The sequence below is a fragment of the Eubacterium sp. AF36-5BH genome (assembly GCF_003460505.1).
Taxonomy (GTDB): Bacteria; Bacillota; Clostridia; order Lachnospirales; family Lachnospiraceae; genus Eubacterium_G.
In genome coordinates, this window is sequence record NZ_QTVG01000004.1 from 195,745 (window position 1) to 212,128 (window position 16,384).

Consider the following 16,384-nt stretch of genomic DNA (forward strand, 5'->3'; position numbering starts at 1 on the left):
GAAGGAAATGAAAAAAACAAAAGTTTATGAGACACCGGAATTGATAGTGACAAAGTTTGAGGTGTCTGAAAAAATTATGGACTCTGGATCATTTTTTGAAACTACCAATCCAAACGAAAAACCGGGGGATATAGTTACAAGAGCATGGGAATCCACTCCTGATGTTACAGTTGAGAGCCTTCCAGTTGGATTTTAAGAAAATTTGTTTAGAAATTAGGAGAAATTTATGAAAAGATTAAAGAAAATAATTGGAATAATACTTGCCGTCTCTTTTGTAATAACAGGAATACCACAGCTGGGTAGTGTAGGAGTAAAAGCAGTTTCTACCACAAAGGAAATCTATCCTGGATTTATAAAAGCAGATGGTACGAATTTAAAAAATGAAAAGGGTGATACCGTGTATTTGCGTGGAGTAAATGCAGGTGGTTATATGTTACAGGAAATCTGGCTGTGTGCAACATATGGTGGAAATATCAGATGCCAGAAAAACATTCTGGATACTTTAAATTCCAGATTTGGCAGTGAAAAGGCAAAAAATCTTATTAGTGCATATGAAGACAATTATTGGACAACCGGTGATTTCGAAAATTGTGCAAAACTTGGCATTAATTGTATCAGACTTCCAATTTGGTACAGAAATCTTGTTGATGAAAATGGCAACTGGTATGACAATGCCTTTGATAAAATTGACTGGTTTGTGGAAACAGCAGGTCGATATGGCATATATGTAATTATTGATATGCATGGTGCATATGGTTCACAAAATGGCAGTCACAACTCAGGTATTTACGGTGGAAGCACAAATCAGCAAAAAAAGGACAATTCAAAATTGTTCTTTGGAACAGACGCAAGTACAAATCAGGCAAAATATTTGGATATGTGGTTAAAAATTGCACAGCATTACAAAGATAATCCTGTTGTTGCAGGTTATGATTTGCTTAATGAACCAATGGCAGATTATATGAATGCGACAGATGTAAACGTATCAAAGGAGGAAAGACTTAGTACATTGTGGAATGTATATGATAAGGCTTACAAAAAGATAAGAACAGTTGACAGAAATCACGTTATTATTATGGAAGCCGTGTGGGATGCAGACACTCTTCCCAAGCCTTCTGATAAACAGTGGACAAACGTAATGTACGAATATCATCAGTATTTGTACAGTGATTACAGTGACAAAGACAAACAGGTTGCTGCAATGCAGAGCAAAATAAACAATATAAAAGGTGCAGGTTATAATGTGCCAAGTTATATTGGAGAATTTAATATGATGTCAAACAGTGATTCATGGAGTGCAGGTGTTAAATTATTAAATAACAATAATTTAAGTTGGACAGTTTGGAACTACAAATGTACAAAACAATATGGAAACTGGGGATTATTTAATACTCCGGGAAACGGCGACGGCAACGATGCTGATACTAAAAAGTATTGGGCAGATGTAGAAACTGATTCTTATGAAGATATATTATCAAAATGGTCAAATCAGGGAAGCGTTGAAAGAAATACAAATGTAACGGACAAAATAAAAAGTTATTTTCCGGGTACAGTGGACAATCTTGCAGAGTCTAAAATTAAAAGTGTAAGCCTTGTGAATGCTGATGGAATGTTAAACCAAATAGATGTAAACTGGTATCCAAAGGCAGATATGGCTAAAGATACAAAGTACAACATTTATATTGATGACAGTACAACCAGTGTGGCAACTATATCCCAGTCTGATATAAAATCAGAGAGTAAAGTTATAAAGGCAACAGATTATACAAATCAAAGTGGTGTAGTAAAAGATTCGGACAGTAGCGGAAAACCGGTAAATATAGGTGGAACCCATAATGGTGACTGGGTAGAATACAAAGACATTTCAGTATCAAAGCCTATAACCTCTGTCACTTTTAACTATTCATGTGATAAAAATGCAAACGGTACAATTTATGTATATGATAAAAGTATGGATAGTGTTCCTATTGGATCTATTAAAATTACACCACCAACTGCAAATGCAGGATGGGGAGACTATGTTACAAAAACAATTGACTTGTACGAGCCTTTAAAAGAGGGGAAACATACTATTTACTTAAAATTTGTAAATGATATTTCAGGTAATGTTGTGAATTTAAAAGATTTTACATTAATAAGTTCATATGGAAATGTGAAGCTTGAAAATGTGGCTGCAGGAAAGCATAAAGTTACTGTACAGGCAACTTTAAATGAACAGGTATCAAAAGGAACAACATCACATGAAGTTGAAGTTGTGTCAGAAAATACAATGTTAAAGTCTGACAGGATTACAGTTGAGGGATTTCAGATTAAAACAAATGGAAATAGGTATTACAACACAAAGGGCGAAGTTTTATTTGATGAAGAAGGAAGTGAGAAAAAAGTAGCCTTTAGAACAGTTTGTAAAGCACCTGATATTGGACAGACTATTACAGTTTCAGGAAAGAATTACACCGTAAAAAATACAGGGGTAATATACACAATCGACCCTAACAGTTCAGGAAAATCGGCTGATGATGTATTGGATAACACATATTCAATACTAAATACTCAGGCTATTAGTGGTAATGAATATACCTATAGAGGAGCAAGGCAATACAACAACATGGATTATACATTTGGCTATGTGACAACAGACAATGGAATATTAAGCAAAGAAGATGGCACAATGAAGTATGTCAGAACAATGAGTAACAACTCATATTATGGTAGCGATGGCACACTAAATGTTATGACAAATTCATTCCATATAAGAGGTTTTGTTGTGGCAGAAGATGGTACTTTGATTTACGGCACGGATACAGTAACAATGTCCATACCTGAAGTTGCAAATTACCTTTACAAAAATGTGTTGTCATCAAACTACAATGGTCACGCATATCTTTATGATACAATTTTACACAGAATAAGTTCTGAAAATCCTTACTATTGTGATGAGAATCATAAAGTGGATTACGGTTGGAATGACAACCTATATAATCCTGGCAAAAAATAAATATAGTCTTTATAGAAAATCAAACATATATTATAATAATGCCGGAGAGAAAAAATCTCCGGTATTATTTTTATACGTAAATAGGAAATTATTTTTTAAAATGTAAATTTAATAATATGGAAAATTATATTATAAAAATTAACCTAATAGTAGAAAAATATATATTCTAAGCACATAAATTTAAAAATATTAATTAGAACAAAAGGAGATATCATGAGAATAGATAAATTTTTAAAGGTTTCAAGAATAATAAAAAGAAGAACAGTGGCAAATGAGGCATGTGATGCAGGAAGAGTTTTGGTAAACGGACAGCCGGCTAAGGCTTCAAGAGATGTAAAAGAGGGAGACAAAATAGAAATTCAGTTTGGTCAAAGAACTGTAAAGGTGGAAGTTTTAAGCACAAAAGAAATAGTTAAAAAAGAAGAAGCAGTAGACATGTACAAAGAGATTGATTAAAATGCAACTGCAAGACATATTTCTCACATAACCTAATATATTATTATATAGAAAACTTTTCGAGGTTAATATGGAAGCAGGCAGTACACCAAGAACCCACAAACTTTCAATGGACAATAGAAAGCAGATGAATTTGACAGGGATTAAAGACGTAGTGGCTTTCGACTTGAATCAGGTTTTACTTGAATCAAATTTAGGTATGGTACATATAAAGGGTAGCGACCTAAAGGTAACTAAGCTTACAATTGAAAAAGGCGAGGTAAATATTTCAGGAAAAATTGACAGTATTGTTTATTCAGACGTAAAGGATTATGGAGAAAAAAGTAAGTCTATTTTGAAGAGGATGTTTGAATAATGAGTCCGCAGATTTCTCAGGAAGCATTGCTTATTGTAATGAGCCTGTATGGTGGACTTGTTTTAGCTGTCTGCTATGATATGGTTCGGGTTTGCAGAAGAATTTTCAAAGTGGGAATTGTTTCCATGATTATTCAGGATGTTATTTATTGGACGATTTCTGCAATATTTATGTTTAATATATACTTGAAATATAATTACGGCAGACCTAGATTCTTTTCAATAATCTTTACATTAGGCATAATGGCTTTGTATGAATGGTTAGTTGGAAGAAAAATTGTTGACAGGGTTGCAAAGTTTCTGTGCAAAGTAAAAACAAAACTTTCTAAAATGTTAAAAAAATTAAACACTTGCGTGTTTGGTAAAGTAAAGAAAATTGTGACAAAAATGTTAAAACCATTGCAAAAGTTATACAAATTAGATAAACTAAAAAGAGTTAAAAAAGAAAAAAGGAAGAGAAAATGGCAACAGAAAACAGAAAAGTATCAACAAGAAGATTAAGCAACGCAAGAAGAAAGCGTATTCAAAATAGAAGAATGATGATAGCTATATCAGCAGTAGTTGTGGCATTTTGTATTGTCATTGGTGGACAGATGATAAGCAAATACAGCACATTGGCTGATTTAAGAGAGCAGGAAAGAAAATTAAAGAATCAATATAAGAAAGAACTACAGTTATCTGAAGAATTAAAGGATCAGGAAGAATATGTTAAAACAGATGATTATGTAGAACAGATGGCTAGAAATTTAGGTTTATTATATCCTAACGAAGTAATTTTCAAGCCGGAAGATTAATAAATCAGTAGAATGAAGAATCAATATTAGCGAATAAGATATGAATTTAATAATTTAAACAATAGGATAGTTAAATTTTATTACGAGGTTAAAGAGATGAAACAGGTGTATGAAACAAACGATGAAGTAGAACTACAAATGCTTATAGGGCTTTTAGAAAGCAACGGTATATATACACAAATATACACAGACGGGGCTGGAGATTATCTTAGAATAAAAGGTTCTGATTTTATGATACCTAAAGGCGTGCTTGTAAAAGACAAAGACTGGAAAGAAGCATTAGAGATAATCAATGCAAATGGCTTTGGAAAAAAGAAAAAAGTAAAAAGAGTCAGAACGCAAATTTGGGCAGCAAGAATAGCTTTAGTATTATTTTTAGCTGCTATATTAGGAAACATAATTTATAGTTTAATTGAAAACCTATAGCAATATTGAAATTGAATAGAAATTAACAATATAAGTGAAGATTAAATGATTATATTAAAGAATTAAATAACGATTAATTATAAATGCCATATTAAAACCCAGTGGAATGCCAAAAGTTTTGATATGGTTTTTTTAATAAGAAATTTTTTTTCAGAATATTCTGTTAAAAAAATACGTTCCACTAGGGATGTATTTTAACAATCTAATGTCGAAATATCTAACGATTATCATACCTTGCTTTGACAAAAAAACATAAACAGAGCTTGTATACTATTTCTTGTGAAAAAAACAAGGAGGGATGGTATGCAAAAAATATTAAAACCAATATTGATAATAGCCATGAGTGTATTAACCTGTTTAATGCCAATGCTTGGTTACTATACAATAGGAGAAAGCTGGTATGGGGCATTGTGTCAAATGAAAGGCGTGCCTTTAGTTACATTGCCACTTATGATGTACACAATATTTATAAACGGTGGTTTTATGGTTGCAGTGAAATACGGCACGATTATGGCAACCACCGGTATATGCATAACCCAGTATAAAAAAATCAGCAATCAGTATAACCCATACGTAGTGGCGGTAATTGCCACAGTTATTACTGTGCTGGTGGAGGCGGTTGACTGGTCAATAGACGGAATGATGAAAATTGACTTATACGGTTTAGTACCAATTGTAATGCTTACCTGGTCAATGACAGTAATTTTTACATACTTTATAAAATATGTAAGTGATTATGTTCCAAACCATAAGTCGTTGCAGGAGGCAATAAGCAAACAGGAAGATATAAGAAACGAAAGTATTTTACGGACCTCAAAGGCATTTAAAAATCTTGCATCAGAGCTTAAAAGAATGAGTGGTATTGACAGGGATTACGACGTATCCATGGAAGGTTGTGTGGAACAGGAGATTGCAAACAGTGCCTGTAGAGGTTGTGCCAACGGTCAGATTCAATATCTGGAGCGGGCAAAAATAAATTACTTATGGTACAACAAACTTCTGGAAACAAGAGAAGCAATGGCTGTGCAGTTTAATGAAATGGCAAAAGTAATGGAAAATTACACTAAACCAATTTACAGCGAAAAGAAAACAACTCTAGGAATGGACGATTATATAAAACATAAGTTACGGGAAAACAAAGTTATAGCAAGAAGAATTTATATAAATGAAAATAGTAAAGGCATGTTAGAGGTGAGACTTTTTGCCAAAAAAAAGAAAAAAACTGATGTTAAATCAGATGTAATTAAAAAGGTAGTAAGTCAGGCTTTAGGCAAAAAGGTACGCCTTTCCATAGACAGCATTGTTAATATTACGGAAGATTACAATGAGTATGTTTTATTAGAAGAAGTAAATTTTATGACAATAAGTGGAACTGCCAGACAGACAAAAAATAACGAGAACGTTTCAGGAGACAATTTCGCTGTCATGAATTTAAACAGTGGGCAGACTTTTATGAGTATATGTGACGGTATGGGTTCTGGAAAAAGAGCAGGGGGCTATAGTGAACTTATAATTGATTTGCTGGAAAAAATGATAGACAGTGGCTTTGAAGAGGGAACAACTTTGAAACTTGCCAACTCGATAATGCTAACAGGAAATCAGTGGCAGGAGCCGGCAGCAGTGGACATGGCTTTAATTGACCAATACTCAGGAACGTGTCAGTTTTTAAAATTAGGTGCAGCCTGTACTTATATTAAACGTGGAAACTGGGTAGAATGTATTAAGTCCACATCCCTTCCAATGGGAGTATTCCAGGAAGTGGATATGGAAACTATAACGAAAAAACTGTACGATGGCGATTTTGTAATCATGGTTTCAGATGGAATTGTAGATGCCCTTGATGAGCCTGACAAGGAGGAGGCTATGGGTAGAATTATCATGGACATTAAAACATCCAATTCAAAACAAATGGCAATGGAGATTTTAACCAGAGCATTAGCCAGGTCAAAGGGGGTGCCGGAAGATGACATGACAGTTATTTGTACGGGAATCTGGGAGAAAATCTAATAAATTAGTCATAAAAATAGTTTTACTTCTTTGAAAGTTTGACATCGAAACACCCATAAAGTATCATAGAATTATGTTGAAAAAAGTGATAAGTTACATTGAAAAAAATAAAATATTACAAGATGGAGACAGCGTCTTACTTGGAGTTTCCGGGGGCGCTGATTCTGTCTGTATGCTACATGTGTTGTACAGTTTAAGAGAAAAGTATCACTTGAAGCTATACGTTGTTCACGTAAATCACGGAATCAGAGGTAGCGAGGCAAAACGCGATGCAGATTTCGTAGAACAAATGGCTGAAAATTTGCAAATACCTTTTAGAGTTGTGACGGCAAATATACCTGAAATGGCAAAAGAACAGAAATTATCAGAGGAGGAAGCCGGAAGAATATTCAGATATAACACTTTTGAACAGGTGGCAAATGAAGTTGGAGCAAACAAAATAGCAGTGGCTCACAACTTAAATGATAACAGCGAGACGGTTCTTTTTAATTTGTTTAGAGGTAGCAGACTGAAAGGTTTAACGGGAATTTCTCCAATGAGAGGGCAGATTATCAGACCGCTACTTTGCTGTAGCAGAAATGAAATAGAGCAGTATCTACAGGAAAACAATTTGAGTTACTGTACTGACAGCACCAATAAAGAGACAGATTACAGCAGAAACAGGATTCGCCTTAAGCTAATGCCCTATATAAAAGAAAATATTAATCAAAAAGCGGAATATAATATAGTAAATGCGGCTGAAAATTTATCTCAGGTGTATGAATATATTTACGGTGAGGCACAGAAGGCATATAAGATTCATGTGAAAGATAATGTTTTACTTAATTCGGCAGAAGATCTTAATGTTGTAATTTTACAGGAGGTCGTCAGAATGTGGATTTTGGAAAACACCGGTAAACTAAAAGACATAAAGGCTAATCACGTTAATATTGTAATTGGGTTATTGTCAAATCAGGTCTCAAAGAAATCGGAACTACCATACGGCTTAAAGTTAATTAAAACATACGAAGGTGTGAAAGTTTTACCTGAAAATAACGAAGGAAAAGATAGCAACAGGCAGACGATTATTGAAGGCGGTAAGATTTTTAACACAGAAAAGATTACAGTTACAGTGGAAAATGAAAGTTTTGACAAATCAAATATCCCTGATTTGTTATATACTAAATGGCTTGATTATGATAAAATAAAGGGATTGACACTGAGAAAAAGACTTCCGGGAGATTATATTGAAATTAGCGGAAGTGAATCGGGAAGAAGTGTAAAAAAGAAACTGAAAAAATATTTTATAGACAATAAAATTCCACAGGAAGAAAGAAACAATATATGGTTGCTGGCAGACGGGAATCATGTTGTGTGGATTGTTGGATATAGAATAAGTGAGATGTGCAAGGTAACAGATAGTACAAAAAGAATTATTAAAATCACATACAATAAGGAGTAAGGATTATGATACACAAGATTTCAGAGTACATTAGTGAAGAAAAATTAGATAAGAGAATTAGAGAGATTGCAGCAGAAATCAGCAAAGACTATGCAAAGAAAGAAATCAGACTTGTTTGTATTTTAAAAGGAAGTATTTTCTATACATGTGAGTTGGCAAAAAGATTAACTGTTCCTGTTACACTTGATTTTATGAGTGTTTCAAGCTATGGCTCAGGAACAGAAAGCTCAGGCGATATCAAAATCAAAAAAGATTTAGATGAAAGCATTGAAGGCTTAGATGTTATTGTAGTAGAGGATATCATTGACTCAGGCAATACATTAAGCAAATTAATTCCAATGCTAAAGGATAGAAATCCTGCAAGCATTAAGGTAACAACATTACTTGATAAGCCTGACAGAAGAGAAGTTGACATGAATGTTGACTATGTAGGTTTTGAAATTGAAGACAAGTTCGTAGTAGGTTATGGTTTAGATTATGACCAGAGCTACAGAGATTTACCATATATTGGTATCGTAGAACTTTAATATAAATTGACACAAATTATGAAATGCGAGGAGGAAGATTTGAACAGTATAGGCAGAAATAGATTTTCTAAGTTTTATTTTTTAGGGATTGTAGTTTTGGTTTGCTTAATCATCTACAGTTTTAGCCAGAGCTTTGTAAACAATGATTATGCTTACAGTGATTTCTTAACAGACTTAAAGGCTAACAACATTAAGCAGTTGACAATTAAGCAAAACAAGGAAGTTCCTACAGGTAAGCTGGTAATTAAGTTAAGCAATTCAAATGAATCAAAGATTGTTTATGTAACAGATGTTAATAAAGTTATTAGCGATATTGACAAAGCAAAAGCAGACAACAATAAGATTAAATTAAAACCATATATACCTGATGTAAGTAGAGACAGCGTATTCTTAACAAGCGTTGTACCTATGATTTTGTTAGGTATTGTTGTGGTTGTTGTACTTATTATGATGAATGCCAATGCCGGAGGTGGCGGTGGCAAGATGGCAAACTTTGGAAAGAGCAGAGCCAAGATGGTTGTTGAAATTAAAAACATGGATTTCACAAAGGTTGCCGGACTAGAAGAAGAAAAAGAAGAGTTAGAAGAAATAGTTGATTTCTTAAAAGATCCTAAGAAATATATTAGCTTGGGAGCACGTATTCCAAAAGGCGTTTTATTAGAAGGTCCTCCGGGAACAGGTAAAACATTACTTGCAAAGGCTACAGCAGGAGAAGCCGGCGTACCTTTCTTTACAATTTCAGGTTCTGATTTTGTGGAAATGTTTGTTGGTGTAGGTGCTTCAAGAGTTAGAGATTTATTTGAACAGGCTAAGAAAAATGCACCATGTATAGTTTTCATTGACGAAATTGATGCAGTGGCAAGAAGAAGAGGAACAGGTATGGGTGGTGGCCACGATGAACGTGAACAGACACTTAACCAGATGCTTGTTGAAATGGATGGTTTCGGAGTAAATGAAGGCATCATAGTAATGGCAGCTACAAACCGAGTTGATATTCTTGATCCGGCTATTTTAAGACCGGGACGATTTGACAGAAAGGTTTTAGTTGGTAGACCTGATGTTAGAGGCAGAGAGCAGATATTGGAAGTTCATGCTAAGAACAAGCCAATTGGTGACGATGTTAATTTAGAAAATATAGCTAGAATTACTGCAGGATTTACAGGTGCAGATCTTGAGAATCTTTTAAATGAAGCAGCAATTTTGGCAGCAAAGGGTGACAAACCATATATTACACAGGCGAATATTGACCAGGCAATGATTAAAGTTGGAATTGGAAAAGAAAAGAAGAGCAAGATTATTTCTGAAAAAGAAAAGAAGATTACAGCTTATCATGAATCAGGTCATGCAATTTTATTCCATGTTTTACCTGATGTAGGACCTGTACACACAGTTTCAATTATTCCTACAGGCGCAGGTGCAGCAGGATACACAATGCCACTTCCTGAAAAAGACGAAATGTTCCTTACAAAGGGCAAGATGTTACAGGAAATTATGGTAAGCCTTGGTGGTCGTATTGCTGAAGAACTGATTTTAGATGACATAACAACAGGGGCATCGCAGGATATAAAACAGGCAACAGCAGCAGCAAAGGCTATGGTTACAAAGTATGGATTTTCAGACAAACTAGGTTTAATAAACTATGATGACGATTCCAATGATGTGTTTATTGGAAGAGACTTGGCACACTCTAAAGGCTATGGAGAAGCAACTGCTTCAGCAATTGATCAGGAAGTTAGAGATATTGTTGAGAGTTGTTATGTACAGGCGAAAGCCATTATTGAAGAACACATGGAACAGCTTCATGCTTCAGCTAAATTATTGTTAGAAAAAGAAAAGATTAATCAGGAAGAATTTGAAGCGTTGTTCTAATAAGGAATAGAAGGTAAAAATATGTTTGTTAATCAAGATATATTATTTCATGACGGAACAAAGCAGTTCTGTAAATATAATGAACAGCAAAAAACATATAGCATCATTCTTAGAGCAAATAAAGGCACTGTTAGTAGTGTCTTTGTGTGCGTTAATGGAAATGAATTGCAGATGACAAAAATAAAAACTACAGAGGACTTTGAATATTTCGAAGCTCTGCTGGATGCCGGTGAAAAGATGTATCAGTATTATTTTAAATGCGATACAAATGAAGACTGCATTTTTTATAATATGTTTGGAATAATGAAACAGGCTGTAAATGATGGTTATTTCGAATTGACACCTGGTTTTGAAACTCCCGATTGGGCAAAGGGAGCGGTTATGTACCAGATAATGGTTGATCGTTTTAACAATGGGGACAAAACAAACGACGTAGTTGACAATGAATATGTTTATATTGGAAAAGCAGTTACAGCAGTGAAGGATTGGAACGAAAATCCTGCAGTTGATGGAACAAGACAGTTCTACGGTGGAGATTTGCAGGGGGTCATTGACAAGCTGGACTATTTAGAAAAATTAGGTATTGATGTAATTTATTTTAATCCTATTTTTGTTTCACCATCAAACCATAAGTATGACACACAGGATTATGACCATGTTGATCCACATTTAGGAAAAATTGTTGTGGATGGTGGAGAAACTGTATCAGATTACGCAACTGATAATAAAAACGCAAGCAAGTACAAAACAAGAACTACTAACTTGGAAAACCTTGAGGCAAGTAATCAGTTATTTATAGAATTAGTTGAAAAAGCTCATGAGCATGGAATTAAAATAATTATCGATGGAGTTCTTAATCATTGTGGTTCTTTTAACAAGTGGTTAGACAGAGAGGAACTTTATAAAGGAAACAGTGATTATGAAACAGGGGCATATCAGTCAAAGGAAAGCCCATATAATTCTTATTTTAAATTTAGCACAGATAGCTGGCCTGATAATTACAGTTATGAAGGTTGGTGGGGATTTGATACTCTTCCAAAATTAAACTATGAGGGTAGTGAAAAGTTGTGTAATTACATTTTGCATATAGCTGAAAAATGGGTGTCACCTCCATTTAATGTTGATGGTTGGAGACTTGATGTGGCAGCTGACTTAGGACACAGCCCAGAATTTAACCATAAATTCTGGAAGCGTTTTAGAGACAGAGTTAAACAGGCCAATCCTAATGCAATTATTTTGGCAGAGAACTATGGTGATGCACACTCATGGCTTATGGGTGACCAGTGGGATACGGTAATGAACTATGACGCATTTATGGACCCTGTTACATGGTTTTTAACAGGCGTTGATAAACATTCTGACAATGCAAACCCATACATGAGAGGTAACGGAGAAGTGTTCCATAACACAATGCAGTATCAGCTTTCACGTATGCAGAACCAGTCAATTCTTGTGGCAATGAATGAATTATCAAATCATGATCATTCAAGATTTATGACGAGAACAAATAAGATGGTTGGTCGAATCGGTACAGTAGGAGCTGCAGCAGCAGCAGAAAATATAGATAAAGCAATATTTAAACAGGGCGTTATTATGCAGATGACATTGCCTGGTGCACCTACTTTATACTACGGTGATGAAGCAGGTGTATGTGGTTGGACAGATCCGGATAACAGAAGAACTTATCCTTGGGGTAAGGAAGATTTAGAATTGCTTGAATTCTATAGAGAGGCAATATGTGTTCACAAACAGAATCAGCCATTAAAAGACGGGTCTTACATGTTGCTAATTGCTGACACCGATTTGGTGTGTTATGGTCGCTTTAATGAAAACGATTCAGTATTAACAGTAATCAACACATCTGACATAGACAAAGAGATTTCCGTTCCCGTTTGGAAGTTGGGACGAAGTGTTTCACAGTGGGAAAGATTGTTGGAATCAAGTAGAGAATTCTATAACTGTGGAAGAATAATCTATGAAGTAGAAAATGGCAGTTTGAACTTAACAGTCAAAGGAAATAGCGGTTCAATCTACCGCAACAAATAAATAACAATTCACAATCTGGTGAAAAAGCAGATAAATAAAAAGGAATTCAGACAAGTTATATTTCTATTGTCTGAATTCCTTTTTATTTTCTCGCTTTTTCTATTGATTTATGAATTGCCTTCATTTGCCACTAATGGCTATCTGTTATTTATTATTTAATTCTTATCTGTTAATTCTTTTCTGGAAACTACAATTGCACCTACGGCTACTAACAAGCCGGCAATTGGGATTATAATGTTTGAGCCTGTTTTTGGAGAAATGCCTGAAGAATTTCTCTTTCCTGTTTTACCTGAGCCGGTTGTTGTTTCGTCTTTCTTAGTAGTTTTTTGCTTTTTTTGTTTTTTCTTAGTTGTTTCGTTGTTCTTAGTAGGCTTTACTGTTGTTGGTGCTTTAGTAGTTGGGTTAACTGTAGTAGTTGGAATAACTGTAGCAGTAGGACTACTTTTGGCAAAACATGTTGTAGCAAAAGCCAATGTAAATATTAAAGTCGCTAGAAGAACTAAAATATTTTTTTTTGCGGGTTTATTCATAGTTTTTACCTCCGTAATTACACATTATACAAAATGTGAAGCTTTTCTTATTCTATTATACATATATACGCTTAAAAATCAAAGTTATACTTTTAATCAATCTGTTTATAGTAAAAATCCAAAACAGTTTCAAAAAGTTTTTTCTTGGAAATTTTATATTCTGCAGAACTGTCTTTTGGGGAGTCCACATATTTCCCAGATGTACTTTGTATATTTAACCCGGTATAGTTTGTAGCCAGTGACCAACCTAAATATGTAAGTATCGGTGCAGAAATATTTGTAACTGTATTTGTTGTTGTATCTTTGTATAAATCCAAAGACACGTGGAAATCTTTTCTTATTGCAGGCACAATGGAACCGGCAAAAGCTGTAAGATATTGTTTCTGGCAATCCATTCTTCTAAGGTTGTCATCTAATAAGCTGGTGTCTCTATGACGAACAAATGCCTCTGCCATATCGCCTTTTAAGGTAACAGTCTGCCCCTTTGTGAAACTTTCAAATGTATAGCCAGGTGTAACAGTAACCCCACCAACATCATCATTTAAAATTTTTATGGCATCCAAATCAATTGCATAGTAAGCGTTGATTGGAATGTTGTATAAAAGACGTTCCGTAGCAGTTACCTGATTTTCAGCGCTTGTTTGTTTGCCGTCGCCATAGGCATATGCCAAACAAAGCTGGGCAGTTGCAGTGTCCACGTAGTTACCGCCCTCATCATATCGGCTAATGTCAGTCATGATATCACGATTAAGGCTGAGCACTTTTATATGACCGCTCTTTGTATCGTAAGTAAAAAGATACAAAGCATCAGCTTGACCGCCTGTTCCAGAGACTGCATTATCTTTTAGTTTGCGATTATCAATACCCATAAAAAGTATGCTTGCAATATTGTCATTAAATTCATAAGTATGTCCATTGTAGTATACAATTCGCCCGTCATCTTCATATTGTATTCCTGATGGAACATTAACATGGAGATTTCTGTAATTAAGTAACTTCTTCCTGCCAATATAATTTAAAACTCCGAAAACAATTGCAATAATTATAAGTAGTGAAAGTAAAATAATCAAAAAAATCTTTAGCTTTTTATGTTTCTTTTTAAGATTTTGATCATCATCTTTTACATTATTATGTTTGTGTGTATTAGTTTGAACATCTTTTTTTAACTTATTATGTTTTTGCTTGTTAGTTGAAGCATTGGCGTCAAAATTCTCAGACTTATCTACGTTAGTAGAGCTATTATTGTTAAAGTCTGTAGGCTTATCTAAGTTAGACGAACTGTGATGTCTATGGTGTCTGTGCTGATGAGAGTCGTATTTATAATTTTTCTCAACAGTTTCCCAGTCAACATCAAATTCCAGATTATTCCTAGTGTCCTTAATGACGTTAGGATTAGCAATGTTTGAATTGTCGCTTATATTATTATCATTAGTTTGTTTGCTCACGTTTAATTAAAACCCCCTGTACTAGATATCTTGTGTTTTCGGCACCGTTTGTGCAGGTACTTAAAGTTAAAATTTTACTGCCCTTATTTAATGTAACTTTTCTTGTATTTTTATTCATTGAGTCAGGATTAAGAGTGTATTTCTGATATTTTTCCAAAACACTTTTGTTACTAAAATCAAATGAATTTAAAATATGTCTGTTGTCATATACATACGCAGCATAGATTTTAAATGTCAATTTTTGACTTGGCATGTAAATATAAATGTATTTATTTTTCTTAAAAAAATCAGGTTTCTCAAAATTATGCAAAGTCTTAAACATTGAACCGTTGTTCATATTGTGCCCGTATAAAACTGTTACAGGATCAGAGTAATCGGTTGCATTTTGCATTTCGCTGTAAATTGCACCGGCAAATTCTGATTCCTTCTGTATATTGTGATTTAGGTAAAAGTCATCATTATCTGTTGTTGGCTGAACAACAGGATAATCAACCTTGGTATTTGGAATATAAATCCAACTATATATGTCAGAGTTATCTTTTTTTAATTTTTTCCAGTTAATGTTGTGGCTGTCAGCATATTCTTTTGAATTCTTGACACGCCTAGAGGTAGTTTCGGTCAAATATTTTTTTGTATTTCCACCGTCGCTGCTTCCCTGTGAAAGTAGCAGGTAGCAACAAAAAATAAAAATAGCAGTAGCTATAACCAAAACAGTTCCCCATATAATTTTCTTACTCTTCATATAAATTTTAGAATCCCTTTCAATAACGATTGTTTGTAACTATAAGTATAGTGGTTGGAAGAATGTATGTCAAAGAGAGATATTGCCGAAAAAAAAGAGATACATTCTGAAAGGCAAAGTAATTGTTAGGTAGGTAGTGACTATAATTTGGTTGAATATACGGATACTTATATGAATCCAATGTATGCACAGTTTAGAGTAGATACTGATGTAACAGAAGATTTGGACTAAAATATGGTAGAAATTTCGAGAAAATTTCTATTATATAAAAAAATAATTGCACTTTTATAGTATTTATGGTATAAATGTATATTGTTGAGGAAAGCAGTTCGCGAACGTTGTTTGCTCACTGTCATTTACTTCGTAAATGACTTTTTCTTTTTCAATAAACTTATACATGCGAGCATGTAAAGTTCATTAAAAAAAGAAAAGCGCTTTCTAAGTTATTATGGGCAGATTCCCGAGTGGCCAAAGGGGGCAGACTGTAAATCTGTTGGCACCGCCTTCGAAGGTTCGAATCCTTCTCTGCCCAGTCTATAATTAGCTTTTAGCTGGTTATGAATGCCGGTGTGGCGGAACTGGCAGACGCGCAGGACTTAAAATCCTGTTGTGGCAACACAGTACCGGTTCGATTCCGGTCACCGGCATGTTTAAGTTTTTCAAAGCTTTGGGCGTACCTGATTTTTTTGGGTATGTCTTTTTTTATGTAATAAGAAAATTCTCCATAATTTCATATTACATAAAAAGTTCAG

At 34.3% G+C, this 16,384-nt stretch carries 15 protein-coding genes and 2 tRNA genes; 14 read left to right on the plus strand and 3 right to left on the minus strand.

Annotation, left to right across the window (positions count from 1 at the left end; genetic code table 11):
* The first annotated feature begins 7 nt into the window (after positions 1-7).
* The 12 genes from DW006_RS05250 to DW006_RS05305 all read left to right on the plus strand — a co-directional run bounded on the left by DW006_RS05250 (position 8) and on the right by DW006_RS05305 (position 12,915).
* A complete protein-coding gene (locus DW006_RS05250) occupies positions 8-196 on the plus strand; it encodes a hypothetical protein (RefSeq protein WP_117999357.1) in 189 nt (62 codons plus the stop codon).
* Positions 197-226: 30 nt separating this feature from the next.
* A complete protein-coding gene (locus DW006_RS05255; protein WP_117999358.1) occupies positions 227-2,995 on the plus strand; it encodes a cellulase family glycosylhydrolase in 2,769 nt (922 codons plus the stop codon).
* A 213-nt stretch (positions 2,996-3,208) separates the two neighbouring features.
* The gene (locus DW006_RS05260) at positions 3,209-3,451 is read left to right on the plus strand and encodes an RNA-binding S4 domain-containing protein (protein ID WP_117999359.1); all 243 of its coding nucleotides are present in this window, start codon (positions 3,209-3,211) and stop codon (positions 3,449-3,451) included.
* Positions 3,452-3,521: 70 nt separating this feature from the next.
* Complete coding sequence (gene yabP, locus DW006_RS05265; protein ID WP_022166194.1) at positions 3,522-3,806, plus strand: sporulation protein YabP; 285 nt, start codon at positions 3,522-3,524, stop codon at positions 3,804-3,806.
* Positions 3,806-4,306 (plus strand): spore cortex biosynthesis protein YabQ, encoded by a 501-nt coding sequence (yabQ, locus tag DW006_RS05270; protein ID WP_117999360.1) that lies wholly within the window; start codon positions 3,806-3,808, stop codon positions 4,304-4,306. Before yabP ends, yabQ begins: the two co-directional genes overlap by 1 nt.
* The gene (locus tag DW006_RS05275; RefSeq protein WP_022166196.1) at positions 4,267-4,599 is read left to right on the plus strand and encodes a septum formation initiator family protein; all 333 of its coding nucleotides are present in this window, start codon (positions 4,267-4,269) and stop codon (positions 4,597-4,599) included. The genes yabQ and DW006_RS05275 overlap by 40 nt, the downstream gene beginning before the upstream one ends.
* 96 nt (positions 4,600-4,695) lie before the next feature.
* Positions 4,696-5,025: a DUF2007 domain-containing protein gene (locus tag DW006_RS05280; RefSeq protein ID WP_117999361.1), complete on the plus strand. Its 330-nt coding sequence runs from the start codon at positions 4,696-4,698 to the stop codon at positions 5,023-5,025.
* Between the two features lie 303 nt (positions 5,026-5,328).
* Positions 5,329-7,032 (plus strand): SpoIIE family protein phosphatase, encoded by a 1,704-nt coding sequence (locus DW006_RS05285; protein ID WP_117999362.1) that lies wholly within the window; start codon positions 5,329-5,331, stop codon positions 7,030-7,032.
* A 73-nt stretch (positions 7,033-7,105) separates the two neighbouring features.
* Positions 7,106-8,473 carry a tRNA lysidine(34) synthetase TilS gene (tilS, locus tag DW006_RS05290; protein ID WP_117999363.1) on the plus strand — a complete coding sequence of 456 codons (1,368 nt, stop codon included), beginning with the start codon at positions 7,106-7,108 and terminating at the stop codon, positions 8,471-8,473.
* Between the two features lie 5 nt (positions 8,474-8,478).
* A complete protein-coding gene (gene hpt / locus DW006_RS05295) occupies positions 8,479-9,000 on the plus strand; it encodes a hypoxanthine phosphoribosyltransferase (protein ID WP_022166200.1) in 522 nt (173 codons plus the stop codon).
* A 48-nt stretch (positions 9,001-9,048) separates the two neighbouring features.
* Positions 9,049-10,869 carry an ATP-dependent zinc metalloprotease FtsH gene (gene ftsH, locus DW006_RS05300; protein WP_347475071.1) on the plus strand — a complete coding sequence of 607 codons (1,821 nt, stop codon included), beginning with the start codon at positions 9,049-9,051 and terminating at the stop codon, positions 10,867-10,869.
* 21 nt (positions 10,870-10,890) lie between these two features.
* A complete protein-coding gene (locus DW006_RS05305) occupies positions 10,891-12,915 on the plus strand; it encodes a glycoside hydrolase family 13 protein (protein WP_117999365.1) in 2,025 nt (674 codons plus the stop codon).
* Positions 12,916-13,070: 155 nt separating this feature from the next.
* On the opposite strand, the gene DW006_RS05310 is transcribed toward DW006_RS05305, so the two are convergent.
* From DW006_RS05310 to srtB, 3 genes are all read right to left on the minus strand, one after another.
* Positions 13,071-13,445, minus strand: coding sequence for an NPXTG-anchored protein (locus tag DW006_RS05310; RefSeq protein ID WP_117999366.1), 375 nt, complete (start codon positions 13,443-13,445; stop codon positions 13,071-13,073).
* Positions 13,446-13,537: 92 nt separating this feature from the next.
* Positions 13,538-14,890 carry an LCP family protein gene (locus DW006_RS05315; RefSeq protein ID WP_117999367.1) on the minus strand — a complete coding sequence of 451 codons (1,353 nt, stop codon included), beginning with the start codon at positions 14,888-14,890 and terminating at the stop codon, positions 13,538-13,540.
* Positions 14,874-15,632, minus strand: coding sequence for a class B sortase (srtB, locus tag DW006_RS05320; RefSeq protein ID WP_117999368.1), 759 nt, complete (start codon positions 15,630-15,632; stop codon positions 14,874-14,876). The genes DW006_RS05315 and srtB overlap by 17 nt, the downstream gene beginning before the upstream one ends.
* 450 nt (positions 15,633-16,082) lie before the next feature.
* On the opposite strand from srtB, the gene DW006_RS05325 reads away from it, so the two are divergent.
* Both DW006_RS05325 and DW006_RS05330 read left to right on the plus strand, forming a co-directional pair.
* Positions 16,083-16,164: transfer RNA gene (locus DW006_RS05325), tRNA-Tyr, on the plus strand.
* Between the two features lie 31 nt (positions 16,165-16,195).
* Positions 16,196-16,279 (plus strand) — tRNA-Leu (locus DW006_RS05330).
* The last annotated feature ends 105 nt before the right edge of the window (positions 16,280-16,384 follow it).